Here is a 14104-nt window from a genome sequence, read left to right on the forward strand (position 1 = left end):
AGCTTGCTCCCGGCTGTAATAGTTAAAATTTTATTACGTAAAGGAGCTGAGTATGGACAGGAAATCATCAACAACAAACAGGAAGAGCGCGGTCAGAGTAAACGACGCATTAGCCGCACTTAATGCCGAAACACAGTATCTTACACCGATTTTCGGAACCGCAGCCAGCGGTGCTTCAATGCCGAATAAAAGGATAAACAAAGATCCGGTTGAACCTCAAGTGGCACTGGAAATGATACGGGAATACTTAAAGGTCGAGGGGAATGCCACGCAAAACCTCGCAACCTTCTGTCAGACATATATGGAGCCGGCCGCAGCACAGTTAATGGCAGAGAATTTTGAGAAAAATGCAATTGATAAAGATGAATACCCGATGACAGCAGACCTTGAAAATCGCTGTGTGGATATAATCGGAGATTTATGGCATGCTGATTCGAAAGAAGAACCTATGGGCACATCTACCGTAGGTTCATCTGAGGCCTGCATGCTCGGCGGACTGGCAATGCTGTTCAGGTGGAAAAAGCTGGCTGATCAGTCAGGACTTGACCGATATGGGAGGAGACCGAATCTCGTGATCTCGTCGGGATACCAGGTATGCTGGGAGAAATTTTGCCGATACTGGGATATCGAAATGAGAACGGTACCGCTTGATATGGAGCATTTATCACTTAACATGGATACTGTTATGGAGTATGTCGATGATTATACGATAGGAATAGTGGCAATACTGGGCATAACATATACCGGAAAGTACGATGACGTTCATACATTGGATAGACTGGTGGAATTGTACAATGCTGATCATGCTGCTCTACCTATTCGAATTCATGTAGACGGAGCGTCCGGAGGTATGGTTGCACCATTCGTCGAACCGGAATTGGAATGGGACTTCAGATTAAAAAATGTATGGTCCATAAGCACATCCGGACATAAATACGGCTTGGTTTACCCGGGGGTAGGATGGGTGATATGGCGTGGTAAAAAAGCATTGCCCGAAGAACTGATCTTCTGGGTGAGCTATCTTGGCGGAGAAGAGGCGACGATGGCTATTAATTTTTCGCGCAGTGCATCCCAGATTGTCGGACAGTATTACATGCTTATGCGTAACGGGTTTTATGGATATAAGGAGATTCATCAGCGTACGATTGATGTGGCTCGATATATGGCTGCAGAGATCAGAAAGCTTGGAATGTTTGATATGCTTGAGGAGGCAAAGCAAATACCAATTGTCTGCTGGAGGCTGAAAGATAATGCAAATGTTCAGTGGACGCTATATGATCTGGAGGATCGTATGCGTATGCATGGATGGATGATTCCCGCGTATCCGATGCCCGAAAATATGCAGGATATCGATGTACAGCGTCTTGTCCTTCGCCAGGATTTCGGAATGCCGCTGGCGATTCTTTGCATCAACGAGATGAAAAAACAGATTGAAATATTAAATGGTGCACGTGTTGTCCTTCAAGACAGGGAAGAGAGTGATAAGCCGGGGAAAGGGTTTGATCACAGCGGAAGGTGATTGTAATATAATAAGAATTTTTCGGCCGGGATGAGGTCGACGCAGTCGTTGCTGCACACTGTTTGACTACTGATATGTTAAAGTATACGATACGCCATCAATGTGTACATGAACTTTGAAATACCCTGTAATGAGCTGCTGTTAATGCCGATGATAAACCGGCTATAGAAATAGAATATACGTGCGACTTTAGAAAGAAATCGGTGAGTGAAGCATTTATTCACTCACCGATTTCAAGCGCACATATTAGACAATCATTACTTAACCGAGCCGCGGATATCCGTCTGACTGAGACTCGATAGGCGGAGCTTGAAGAGGCTCTCATCGGATAAATATTGTCCTATATTGATGTATAGCAGCTGTCTGATTGTGACGACCTCCTCATTCTCACCGGATAAATATTGTCCTATATTGATCCGATGTTTGGTTTTACAATCAGCGATTTTATTTTATAGCATTCTTTATTTTTCTCCGGATCACCGAGAGAGCAGTCGCAATCGCTACTGATAGAAGAGCGCTCCAGAACATGGTGAGTGTTGTATCGCCGGTTCCCGGTGCATGGATTTTCTTTGCCGTTTTCTGAGAATTATCGGGTTTTGTTTTTGTTTGATCGTTCTCCTGATTCCTCGTCGTATGTTTCTCCTTCCATTGTGCAGTGAAGGTATGATCTCCCGTGACTCGATAAGAATCCCCTGGATTATACCTTGATCCCTTCCAATAATCGAATGTGTAGCCATCACGAACAGGTGCCTTAGGCAATCTGATTATCGAACCCTCGGCCGCTCTGAGCCTTATAATCCCCATATTGCCCTCAAGCTTTCCGCCGTTCAGATCATAAGTGATTGTACGGATCGGAGCCTGCCTGACAGACAGATAGTAAGGGATTGCAAATCCAAACCCTGTATCCTGTGCATTATTGTACTTAAATGTTACGAGTATACGTGCATTATATTCCGCCTTTGACGGAGTTCCGGTCACCGTGATGGTGGCATGATTGTTTTCGGTTTTATTTTTACCGATATTCAAGCCTTCAATGCTTGTTTCAACTCTGAAGGTATCCAGTGCTGCAGTCTGACTGCCCTTATTCAGCGTAACAGGAAGACTGAAGTTGTGATTATAGTACCTGCCGGCTGTCGCCTGCCGCAGAATATTTGATGGTATGTTCAGGCCAATTCCGCCGGATGGATCGGTTAAGGTAACGTTTTTGAATACAATGTTAGCGGTTTTATAGTCAATTGAGCCCATTACAGTGCAATTTTCGAGAACAACCTCTGCTCCGTCCTCCACACTCAGTTGATTTTTTAAAATGCAGTTTTTAAAGTGAACCTTTGCTCCGTTCTTCACATGAAGATCCACAGAACCGAATGTATTGTCCTTGCCGAAAGTGAAGTTTTCAACGGTGGTTTTCGTCCCGCTCCGGAAAATGAGGCCATGATTGCCGGATTTATACCGATATGGTGTAATTTCGGTGCCGCCCGGACGAGATGCGTCCCCGCTCATTCTTTGCAAAGCCTTAGGTATGGAGAAATTCGGGTCACCGGCGTTTGAAGAACCGATGAAGATGGTTTCGATTTTAAATTCCCAGCTTGAAGCCGATTCCATCGCCGCTTTATTGTTCATATATATACTTTGCAGATGATTTCCGGAAGTGATGACAAAGTTATCATTTTGTGCCGGAGGATTAGGATCACTGCCTCCGCCTTGTGCTTTCGGAGCGGCAGCGAGCGCAGCCTTGCCGGAATCCCGGGCTGCATTGGAGGACAGAGTAGCGTGACTGACTGAATCGACAGCCGCAACCGAATCCTGAGAAGCAGGTTTGCCGAGCAGGGCTTTTTCGAAGTGATCTCCGGCTCGCTTCATATATCTCTGATTTCGTTTATTTGTCATGTCGGCATTGACATTGAAAGCTGCAATTTTTCCGTCCTTAACGGTGATGGTGATTAAAGGATTGTAATTAAAACGCTTTACCTTTGCCGCGTTGCTGCTATAGGTTCCGTCGGCGGCAATTTCACTGCCTGTCACCGCTGAAACTCCTGTCAGTGGCAGTATGATGACGGCACAAAGAATTAGTATAGAAAAAAGAGAGAGTTTTTTTGCTTTCCTGTGAAACAACAAGTGATCACGCACATTTATTTTCATTTGACAAATACTCCTTGCTGATATAGTAAAAAGAGGATAACAGTTAGTTAGTCTTATCTAACTGTTTGTTTGAATTATATCCATCATTCAGCAGTATGTCAATAACGTTACAAATAAGTACATTTCAAACAGATCAACGTATTCAAAGAAAACTTGAATTAGAGGAATTCCCGCAGATCCTGTTCATTATGGAGGAGTGACATATGAGATAGGACAGGCTAACAATGCGTTGATTTACCCGGGACTTGGATTAGGCAGTATTGCTGTCAATTCCAAGCTTGTAACGGATGAAATGATATCGGCATACCGGCCTCTCGTTGAAGCTTTTGCACCGTGTTAGGCGTTTTCCCATTTCAGCTCTGAATCCTGTCTTATAATGCTGTAAATTTTGCTTCTGACATGCCTTGATTCAGGCAGAAAGCCTGCTGCTGCCCATGTGTGCATCATTCCCTCGCCGATATAAGCTCTCATCACAACATTTTCAGACGCAGCCTTTTGCTTTGCTTCGTCAAGCTCTGCCAGCAGCACCTCATGTGAGCCGAAGATTACATATATATCAGGGAGCCCTTTCCAAGAGAAATCTACATTGGATTTCATATATTCCGCTCCTGTAAAATTTACAATATCCATAGCCTTATTTTCAGAGATGTAATCGACAGGTACTACACAATCCAGTTTGTCGAGCTGTGCCATCCTTTCCTTCTGCTTCTCTGTGGGGGGAATTCGAAAGGCGGGAGAATGCAGTATAAGCTTATCCGGCATAGGGAGATTGAGGTTTTTATCGACGATATGAATACATATATTCTGAGCCAGGGAAGCTCCGCTCGAGAGACCGAAAAAGGTGATATCTGTCGGCTTAAAGGCTCTTAAAGCCTCTATGTATACGTTAACTCCCGCTTCTACAATTTCCAAGGCCGAAGCTTTTGGAAATAAAGGATACCACACCAGCCATACATCAGCATTCGTTTCATTTGCCATCTCCTGAGCGAACTCAAAATCACCTGCATTTCCCGGCATAAAATATCCGCCGCCAAAAAAGTACAGAACAACGCCGTTTGCGAGACTACCCTCCGGACTGATTGCGTAGTATACAGTACCGTTTGCTTCTCTCTCTTCAAAATTATATTTCCTATGAAGCTTTTTAAGCGGTAGCACAGACTGCTGTCTTTTCAACTGCTTTTCAAAAAACTTTTCCGGTTCCGTTGCAGCGTTTTTCATCATCGGCTTTACAAAATGTCTGAACATAAATTCAGTTAACCTGTATCTTATACTAATCATAGTTCCTTATCTCCACCAAAAAATTATATTTATATAGTTAGTATACCTTAACCTCGTCTTTTTATCTATTGCAATTATGAGGATTTTATTTGATATCCGCTCTGTACATGTGGACGGACAACTTCTAATAAGCATAGCAGACTGAATTTGAAGGAGTGTCAGGAGTTTTTAATGTTCAATGCGTCTTATATTGCATCAACACGTAAATGTACGGGTCAACGAGTTCAAACACCACATACCGAATAGTGATAGAAAACCTGACGGCATCTTTCTGACTACCGTAGCGGAGATTAGTAAGCTTTAATAGTGACTACCGATAGTTAGCGAGTAATAGTAAAAAATTGTGCTATTTGTGTTATTACAATATTGAATTCTTAAAATTCATATGTTAGACTACCAGATGAGTTAGTTAATACGAACTAACTGATCTGGTGAATATGTAAGTCGTATTCTATTGAGATAGTATGTGCCGATTTCAGATAAATCAGTGATAGATTATCTGAAAGCACAGCAGGCTCTCTATATGAAAGGGAAAATAATGAGCTATATAAGGAGAAAAGGAGCCGTATTTGTATTATTGCTGGTTTTCAGCATTGTATTTTGCGGAATACATCCTGTCTCTGCCGAAAGCAGGACGCAGGATGTATATAAGCCTTACGATGTTTCCGTACAGTCCGGAAGCGCAGCGTACGGATTTACCGACGGCGATAAGTGGGGTGCGGTATATGAGAAGATTACGGGAGAAGCCGGAACGAAGAAGATATCGATATGGTATTCTGCCGACGGTGTTCATTATTACTTGGTTGAAACGAGTAAAGAATATAAATCCGGCATCGGATATGTCTACACGTTTAAGGCTAACGGAGAGGTTCTGTACGAAGGTCAAAACGGTAAGATGGACGCAGCTATGATTGCCAAGCTGTATGATGCCAAACTGACTAAAACTATCTATAGCGGAAAAGAAACAGTCAACGGCAAGACCTTTGACGGACCGGTAGAGGTTGAAGCAGGTGCAAATATCAATTTTGTGAACTGCAAGTTTGATTCGAGCAATTCGGGATTGACTACATTTGGTACGTCAAACGTTTCGAACAGCGAATTTACAGATTGTACTGCTGTGAACAAAGGTAACGGTGTGACATACATATCCGATACATCCTTCGGACATGTTGCAAGCTCCTCAAATATGTATGGGAGCACATCCTCTGTGGTAGGAGTCAAGCTGAAGAGCAACCGTCTTTCGGACGCTGTAAAGGGCAAGCCCTATAGTGAATCGCTGATTTTTCCGGATTTTCCATACACATACTATCCAGGTTCTTTCGGGCAAAAAACCACAGTGCAGCTGCATTACGACAGGATTGGTGTTATAGGAACACTTCCCGATGGGCTTTCTGCGGAAGCTGCAAAGCATGATGAAACTGCGAAGCGGACGGTCGTAGATATAAAAGGGACACCTTCAAAGGAAGGAACTGATCAAAGGTTCAGTGTTCGTTTCCAGGAAGACCTTTCAAAGTTGGATATAACTGTACCGATGCTTATAAATGTCAACACATATAGCTTGGAGTACAGAGTGATAGGTGATTCGCCTGCAGGATTCACTGTTCCGAATAAAGTAACAGGGTTGGGACATGAAGAGGTCGTTAACCTGAACAAGGCACCAAAAAGAATCGTTGCACCCAAAAACGGGGAGAACGGCGTATGGGAGTTTACCGGCTGGTCTACAGACAAGGATAATCTCGACACAAGCATAGTCGAATCTGTCAAAGTGACAAAAGATGAGATTGTGTATGGTAAGTGGAAATTTACTCCTATGAAAAAGCTTCACGTAACTAAGAAGTGGGAAGGAAAGAAACAACGGGAGGCTTATTTCCTTGTTGAAAAAATACTGAACGGTAAGACTGAAGTAATTAATCAGAAGGATGGCAACGGCAGCTACATACCTTACAAGATAGTTACCGGCAGCTACATACCTTACAAGATAGTTACCGGCAGTCCTAAGGTAGTCGAGGTTGAGAATGAAAACGGTGCAAGCTATAGGATTATCGAAACTGACAATAAGGGCGTTAAAGTCAAGGATAAAGAGATTACCCTTAATGGTACTAAATATGCTGTAAGCTATAAGCTCTATAAGGGCGGGGAGTTCGAGATTACAAATAGAGAAATCGTCAATCAAAATGGGGGGGTTACCGCACAATAAATCAACGAACAAAACATCACCAAAAACAGGAGACGGTAATGTCGGCGGAGGATATTTGTTCCTCCTATGCAGTGCTTCTGTAATTCTCGGGCTGGTCAAAAGACGTAAAATGAACTGAGCTTAAAAAATTGAGGAAACCGATCGAATGTCGGTTTCCTCGATTTTATGTGTAAGAGCAGCACCTATATTTTATTACGAATAGCCAAAATTTATTCACAAATCATTAATTGTCTTCAGGGAGATCCGATTTGATCAACGATTCGCCATAGCCGAGCATATTACATGCTGTCTCCTCAATTGCGTCAGCCATTACGGAAGCGTCATCGAGATTTTCAGCACAGAAAATAGGACCCCTGTTTGCGATGACGCAGATGCTGTTGTTTTCAAGTGCTGTGAGAACGCTGTTAATAAATTCAGGTGTATGCGGCTCAACGTGCTTGCTTGCGCTTACATCACCCAGAATCGCATGAAGACCGGGATCGGAAATTCTGAAACCGGCTTGTGCTGCGGCGAACACGCTTAAACCGTGCGAGTGAGTCCGGATAATCGCGTTCCATTCAGGATGGGCTCTGTAAATGGCAGCATGCAAATCAAATTCACTGGAAGGAACTCTTTGAATATGTTCGTATTCAAGCGTATTTATATCCACCTTGACTATGTCCTCGGTACGAATGTTGGCGTATTCCATGGCAGATGGAGTTACAAGCATCTCCTGACTATTGAGTCGAACGGACATATTGCCCCATGAACCGTGGAATAGACCAAGATACTTGAGCTTGTGACTGCAATCAATCATGTCATTTCTTATCTTGAATTCGTCTTGGGAAATATTTACAAAATCAACCTGACCGCCTGAGTTGACGTTTGAATACATACTGTTATGTAATCTGTTCGTCCTGATAGCCTCTTCATCAGTCAAATGCTTGATGCCTCCGATTTTGCTTCCATACATTTCGGCTTCTATGCTCTTCTCTATGATCTTCACTATTGAAACAGCATCCTTCATGTTGTCACTGACACTGAAAATACCTTTTCCTCGAACTAAGCAACCGGATCTGTTTTTGAGTGCAGCCAGCAGTTGCTTTGATGTTGTATCCTCGGCGACTCTGACATCCTGACCGACAAGCCCTGCCAAATCATATAGCGCAGGCTTCATGAGCTTTGCAGTTGAGGAGTAGAGCGCAGAAGGCTCCGTGCAGGCAAATATCATGACGTTTATATCCCTTCTTGAACTCAAGAGCTTGCCTGCATCACCGGTCTTTATATCATATAGCCGAATATCGGAATTTTTGATTGTATCAAGAACCAGTCCCGGCTTTGACATTAAATAGGTGTCGTTATCAACACGTATAATAATTGATCCATAGCCCTTAGTGTATCTATCTGTAAAGTCGGAGGAGTATTTTACTATAAGCTCCCTTGCCTGTATTTCGTTCATTTCTATACCTCTTTTATTCTAAAAGCACCTGTAAGGATGCCAGTTCGTTTCAAAAAATCAGGTCACGAGGATACGTGCCTTTCTAAATGTTTGTATTCGATCATCCGGCTGATTAAAGACAGCTAAATTATACCATCGCCCATATATCTTATGTGGAGAGCAAAAGGAAACTTACACATATTAACTTAATGTATATGTGATATATGTGAGCGCTGCTCATCTGTCCCGATCGGTGTTTAATGAGCAGTAGCTGATTATAGCATCAGTCACACCATCCCAAGATGCCATGTGTGTATCGGGGTATACGTAATGAGGATTGCTTCTTCTGTTTGCTGCAAGCTTTAACGCTTCCTTGATCCCGAACTTGAGTCTTCGCTTAAAATTCGGAATTTCAGTATCATAAGGTATTCCGGGTTTTTTCATCATAGGCGGCTCTATGAGGATGGTATTATCATATAGAACCTTGTCGGACAGCCAGCTTTTGATGCCGGGAAGGCTTGTGCAGACAGGGATCGCCCCGGACGCCATAGCTTCTATGAGAACAAGAGGAAGTCCTTCGTAATATGAAGGCAGGACAAATATGTCGCTATCTCGGAATGCTGTGGCGAGCTCTTGCTGGGACAGCATTCCGAGATAGCGCGCCGGAAACGGCAGCGCTTCGGTGCCGGGGTTGAAGACCTGACCGGCACCGGCGGTCACGCCCGGATTCGGTGCGGTTTCAGCATTCCACGGGCGCGGCCCGAGCTTGCCCGCTTTCAGAACCGGCTTCCCCGATAGCCTCCGGGAGATTCCTTCCTCTTGACAACCGCCGGCAAGCAGAAGCTCAAAAGCGGGAATTTCCTGATCGTAATACAGCTCAGACAAGGCATCTATAAGAGGAAGAATTCCCTTAGCCGTACTGAGCTTGCCGGCATAGATAATTCTATACGGCTTATCTGATTCAAAGCCGTATGATTCAGGAATATCCGAACACAGCTTATCGATTTCGGATTTATCCGTTGCAGGCTTATCTGCAGCATCATTGTGCGAATTAAGAGTGTCAGCCTTAATCCCATCAGCAGCAAGGCTGTCCGAACTTCTGTTGAATATTTCATCATTGTATCCGCTGCCGATGACCTTGATCTTGTTAGTATCAATTCCATACAGGTTTGTAATCTGCGCCTTTTGCTCGTCATGCAGAGCAAAAATTCCGTCAATCCGCTTGATTCCGAACTTAACGCAGTCCTGTAGAAAATCGCAGCTCTGAAACTGCCTTATGTCGGAACCGTGCGAGATTCCATAGATTTTTCCATGAAAGCTTTCGTCGGCAAAATCTGTTATTATATCCGGCATCATAGCGGTGAGCAGAAATAGATGATGGCAGAGGATGATATCCGGATCGAGATCGCGGATAGCCTTTCCGATCGCATTTCCAAAAGCTGCGTAGAGCTCTTCTGCCATATCCTCCGAGACCGAGCTGTACAGGGTGGAAGGGTATGGCATGACATCGGACATACCAAGTATCTTATATGGAATATCGCCATGCGATTCGTCGTGCGAGTAATATACGGGATATGCGCGGACGGATTCGGGAAATTCCAAAACATCCTCGTGATACACCCCGGCAACTACGGCCTGTTCGTGTCCGGAGTGATCAAAAGATTTGACGAGCTCGGTCAGATATACGCCGCTACCGGTCGAGTGCGGCTTCTGTGTGCTTATACTCAAGATTTTCATAGTGGTTCTATTGTCTAATAAGAAATTTGCACTGTCAATATCAATCTCGGAACTAAAAATTCTATCAACCGATATTTTCCGCATAACGAATTAAATGCTCGAAATACGGAAAAATTTTGCCGATTTATGTTGACTAACTCGAACCCAGATAGTATATTTTGAATTGTGAAAAGGTAGTGAAAGGAAGATCCTATGGCAGAGCGCAACAGTTCACTTGAGAAGGCGTTGAAAGTGCTGGATTTATATCAATCTCAGAGTCGCCTGACGTTAACTTCTATAGCGCAGCAGACGGGACTTTCCAACGCTGCAATAAGCAGAATTCTCAATTCGCTTGAGGAGATGAAGTACATCTATAAGGATAAAATTGATGGTGGTTATTATCTGACCGATAGAGTGTTCACCTTGAGCCGCAATACTAATATACAGAAGCAGATCGTGAACATGCTTGACGAGCCGGTAGCGAGGCTGTGTAGAAAGTGCGGTCTGGCGGTAACTGTTTCCGTGCGTCAAGGGCTAAAGTCATACATAGCTATTCGTAAGAATCCATATCAGGGGATTGCCGTAGTGGTCAGCTCGGAGGAGATGATGAGCCTCAACCTGACCGCAGCTGGCAAGGTGCTCACAGCTTTTTCAGGGGAGTCTGACAAGCTGGTAGACGAGATAGATTATGTTCGTCTGACAGACAAGAGCATTGTTGATAAGGAAGAGTACAAGATGCTTCTTGAAGAGGTCAAGGAGGAGAAGCTGGCTTACGATATGGAAGAGGTTACAGAAGGTCTCGTATGTGTAGCCGCACCGGTTTTATCGACAGACGGAACTGCTATATGTGCGATCAGCGTCAGCGGATACAAGGAGAGGATGGTCAGAAGTCTTTACTCTGTAATCCCAAGACTGCAGGACACAGCTTCTGAATGTGAAAATCTGTTGAGATAGGTAGCGTATTGTATGCCCTCCGATCTGCCGGAAAATGCGGACATGGGGCCAATTATATGAAATATTTTGTAGATGAGGTAGTTGGATGAGTATTTTCTACGAGATGGACAAGAATTTCGGGGATCTTCTCGATGAGAAGAAAAATTTCTTATTTATAGGGGAAGCCGGAAGTGGCAAGAGCGAGATAGTCTTGAACGTAGCTGCCAAGCTGGCAGAGAAGACCGGCAGCAGGGTTCAGGTGTTCGACATGGATCAGAGCAAGCCCCTATACCGCTCCAGAGATATGAAGGATGCATTCGCCCATAAGGGTGTAGAGATAAATTATCAGCTGCAATTTCTTGATGCGCCAACGGTTGTTGGAGGTGTTGCCGAATCGCTTATGGACAAGGACGTGTATACGATTCTTGATATCGGCGGCGGACACAATGCGTCGAGAGTTGTCGGCGTGTACTCACATCTGTTAAAGGATGACAATACGGTTCCTGTGTACATCATTAATCCGTTTAGACCGTGGACCAAGAGTCTGCAGTCGATTAATGAGACCATGAGCGAAATTGTCACTGCGGCCAGGTTGAATCGCATCTACATTTTAGGTAATCCTAATCTGGGTTACCGGACGAGTGTTGAAGACTTCATGGAAGGGCTTGAGAAGCTCGATGAGATGCTGGGAGAGTTTGTAACCGTTGGCAGTCTCGTAGTTAGGGAGGATATCTTTGAGGAGGCTAGTGCCAGGACCGACAGATATTTGTTCCCGATCGAGTTGTTCCTGACTTATTCATGGGTTGATCGCTAAAACATTTTATTTAAGGAGGTAATGTTGATGGCTAAAGGTAGAGTCGAAATCAATGCCGAGGCGTGCAAGTCGTGCCAGTACTGTGTGATTTCATGTCCGAAGAAAGTCCTCGTTATCGGTGAAAATGTTAACTCTAAGGGATATCCTTATTCAGTTGCAGCTACACCGGAAAATTGCATCGGCTGCGCTATGTGCGCGCAGATATGCCCGGAGGCTTGTATTGAGGTTTGGAGAGATTAGTAAAGGAGGAACGATATGGCAGAACGTGTATTTATGAAGGGCTGTGAAGCTATTGCGGAAGCAGCTGTTAGGGCAGGATGTCGTTTCTTTGCTGGTTATCCGATTACACCACAGAACGAAATTCCTGAGTATATGGCAAGAAGATTGCCTGAGGTAGGCGGAACATTTGTACAGGGTGAGTCCGAAGTAGCTTCCGTAAACATGCTTTACGGTGCTGTTTCGACAGGTATCAGAGCTATGAGCTCTTCATCCAGCTGCGGTATCAGCTTGTATTCGGAGGGAATTTCCTTTTGCGCATCTGCCAGATTGCCGGCAGTTTATGTAAACGTACAGAGAGGCGGCCCCGGAATCGGAGCTATCCAGCCGGCACAGCAGGATTATCTACAGGCAACCAAGGCTTCCGGAAACGGTGGATTTAGGATGATTGTTCTTGCGCCTTCCACAGTTCAGGAGTGCGTAGATATGGTATATAAGGCATTTGACTATGCTGAAAGAGATCAGAACCCGGTTCTCGTACTCACAGACGGAGTTATGGGAACAATCATGGAGCCGGTAGTTCTTCCTCCAATGAAGTCTGAAGAGGAAATCGCTGAGCTCAGAGACGCATTCGACTACAGAGCTATCGTAGGTCACCCCGTTGGTGAGAACGCATTCTGCAGACCCGGCTCAGTAGGAACAGGACAAGAGGCTGTTAACATCGAGGCTGATAAGCTCTACAGAACTTGGGATAAGGACGTTGAATATGAAGAGCTTGAGACAGAGGATGCTGAGATTATTATCGCAGCATACGGAATCTCCGCTCGTATCGGCAAGGTTATCGTAAGAGAACTCAGAAAAGAAGGAGTTAAGATTGGGATGATTAGACCAATTAAGATTTCTCCATTCCCATATGAGGTGTTCGAGAACCTGGACTTCAACAGAGTTAAGGGAATTCTCGATGTTGAGATGTCCATTCCTGCTCAGATGAGATGGGATGTGGATCACGCAGTTAAGGGCAGAACAGTTATCAAGGAGTGCCTAAGATCCGGTGGTCAGCTTCTGACTAATGATCAGGTAATGGAAGCTGCTCGTGAACTGATTAAGGAGGTACTATAGATGGCAAAGGTTTATTCAAGAACTAAAGGAATTCTTCCTGATACAGTATCCGGATTTTGTCCGGGATGTATGCACGGTACAGTGCACAAGCTAATCGGTGAGGCTGCGGAGGAGCTCGGTAAGCTGGACAAGCTGGTAAGAGTTGAGGGTGTAGGCTGCTGTGGACTCGGCCAGTTCTACGTTGCTCACGATGCTACAATTTCCGCTCACGGCAGAGCTTGCGCAGTTGCAACGGGAATCAAGAGATCATCCCCTGATTCACTCGTTTACACATACCAGGGAGATGGAGACCTCGCTTCTATCGGTCTGGCAGAGACAATGTCCGCTGCTAACAGGGGTGAGAACTTCACCGTAATCTTCGTCAACAACGGAATTTACGGTATGACAGGTGGTCAGATGGCACCTACTACACTTATCGGAATGAATGCTACAACAGCTCCGGAGGGTAGAAAGCCTGAGCTTCACGGGTATCCAATGCACATCGTTGAGATCCTCAACCAGCTGACAGCTCCTTACTATCTTGAGAGAGTATCTTGCAACACTCCTCAGAATGTAGTCAAGGCTCGCAAGGCGATCAAGAAGGCGTTCCAGTATCAGATAGAAGGTAAAGGCTTCTCTCTCGTAGAGATCGTAACATCTTGCCCAACTAACTGGGGAATGAGCACACTTGATTCGCTCAAGTTCCTCGAGAATGACATGTTCAATGAGTACCCTCTAGGTCTCGTAAGAGACAAGGGCGCAGAAGCTAAGTAGGGA

The 14104-nt window shown here is 44.7% G+C and carries 12 protein-coding genes; 8 read left to right on the forward strand and 4 right to left on the reverse strand.

Features of this window, described 5'->3' with window-relative positions:
- Positions 1–52 precede the first annotated feature (52 nt).
- Entirely contained in the window at positions 53–1519 is a 1467-nt protein-coding gene (locus tag HMPREF0581_RS04380; RefSeq protein ID WP_009644308.1) for a glutamate decarboxylase, read from the forward strand.
- A gap of 444 nt (positions 1520–1963) precedes the next feature.
- On the opposite strand, the gene HMPREF0581_RS04385 is transcribed toward HMPREF0581_RS04380, so the two are convergent.
- A complete protein-coding gene (locus HMPREF0581_RS04385) occupies positions 1964–3658 on the reverse strand; it encodes an InlB B-repeat-containing protein (protein ID WP_009644379.1) in 1695 nt (564 codons plus the stop codon).
- A gap of 166 nt (positions 3659–3824) precedes the next feature.
- Here HMPREF0581_RS04385 and HMPREF0581_RS08530 point away from each other — a divergent pair, with 166 nt between their 5' ends.
- A complete protein-coding gene (locus tag HMPREF0581_RS08530; RefSeq protein WP_330368115.1) occupies positions 3825–3998 on the forward strand; it encodes a malic enzyme-like NAD(P)-binding protein in 174 nt (57 codons plus the stop codon).
- Here HMPREF0581_RS08530 and HMPREF0581_RS04390 read toward each other — a convergent pair.
- A complete protein-coding gene (locus tag HMPREF0581_RS04390) occupies positions 3995–4936 on the reverse strand; it encodes an alpha/beta hydrolase (protein WP_009644232.1) in 942 nt (313 codons plus the stop codon). The two genes, HMPREF0581_RS08530 and HMPREF0581_RS04390, sit on opposite strands and share 4 nt — an antisense overlap.
- A gap of 523 nt (positions 4937–5459) precedes the next feature.
- Between HMPREF0581_RS04390 and HMPREF0581_RS04395 the strand changes: the two genes are divergently transcribed.
- Positions 5460–7133: an SHIRT domain-containing protein gene (locus tag HMPREF0581_RS04395; protein ID WP_169731143.1), complete on the forward strand. Its 1674-nt coding sequence runs from the start codon at positions 5460–5462 to the stop codon at positions 7131–7133.
- 223 nt (positions 7134–7356) lie between these two features.
- On the opposite strand, the gene HMPREF0581_RS04400 is transcribed toward HMPREF0581_RS04395, so the two are convergent.
- Entirely contained in the window at positions 7357–8571 is a 1215-nt protein-coding gene (locus HMPREF0581_RS04400; RefSeq protein WP_009644346.1) for a class II aldolase/adducin family protein, read from the reverse strand.
- 216 nt (positions 8572–8787) lie between these two features.
- The gene (locus HMPREF0581_RS04405; RefSeq protein ID WP_169731144.1) at positions 8788–10287 is read right to left on the reverse strand and encodes a glycosyltransferase family 4 protein; all 1500 of its coding nucleotides are present in this window, start codon (positions 10285–10287) and stop codon (positions 8788–8790) included.
- A gap of 192 nt (positions 10288–10479) precedes the next feature.
- Between HMPREF0581_RS04405 and HMPREF0581_RS04410 the strand changes: the two genes are divergently transcribed.
- From HMPREF0581_RS04410 to HMPREF0581_RS04430, 5 genes are all read left to right on the forward strand, one after another.
- Positions 10480–11220, forward strand: a complete 741-nt coding sequence (locus HMPREF0581_RS04410; protein WP_009644376.1) for an IclR family transcriptional regulator — start codon at positions 10480–10482, stop codon at positions 11218–11220.
- 85 nt (positions 11221–11305) lie between these two features.
- On the forward strand, positions 11306–12013 hold the full coding sequence (locus tag HMPREF0581_RS04415) for a nucleotide-binding protein (protein WP_009644312.1): 708 nt from the start codon (positions 11306–11308) through the stop codon (positions 12011–12013).
- Positions 12014–12040: 27 nt separating this feature from the next.
- Positions 12041–12253, forward strand: a complete 213-nt coding sequence (locus tag HMPREF0581_RS04420; RefSeq protein WP_009644294.1) for a 4Fe-4S dicluster domain-containing protein — start codon at positions 12041–12043, stop codon at positions 12251–12253.
- 15 nt (positions 12254–12268) lie between these two features.
- Entirely contained in the window at positions 12269–13348 is a 1080-nt protein-coding gene (gene vorB, locus HMPREF0581_RS04425; protein WP_009644354.1) for a 3-methyl-2-oxobutanoate dehydrogenase subunit VorB, read from the forward strand.
- Positions 13349–14101, forward strand: coding sequence for a thiamine pyrophosphate-dependent enzyme (locus HMPREF0581_RS04430; RefSeq protein ID WP_009644222.1), 753 nt, complete (start codon positions 13349–13351; stop codon positions 14099–14101).
- Positions 14102–14104: the final 3 nt, after the last annotated feature.

Source organism: Mogibacterium timidum ATCC 33093, from assembly GCF_000525775.1.
GTDB lineage: Bacteria > Bacillota > Clostridia > Peptostreptococcales > Anaerovoracaceae > Mogibacterium > Mogibacterium timidum.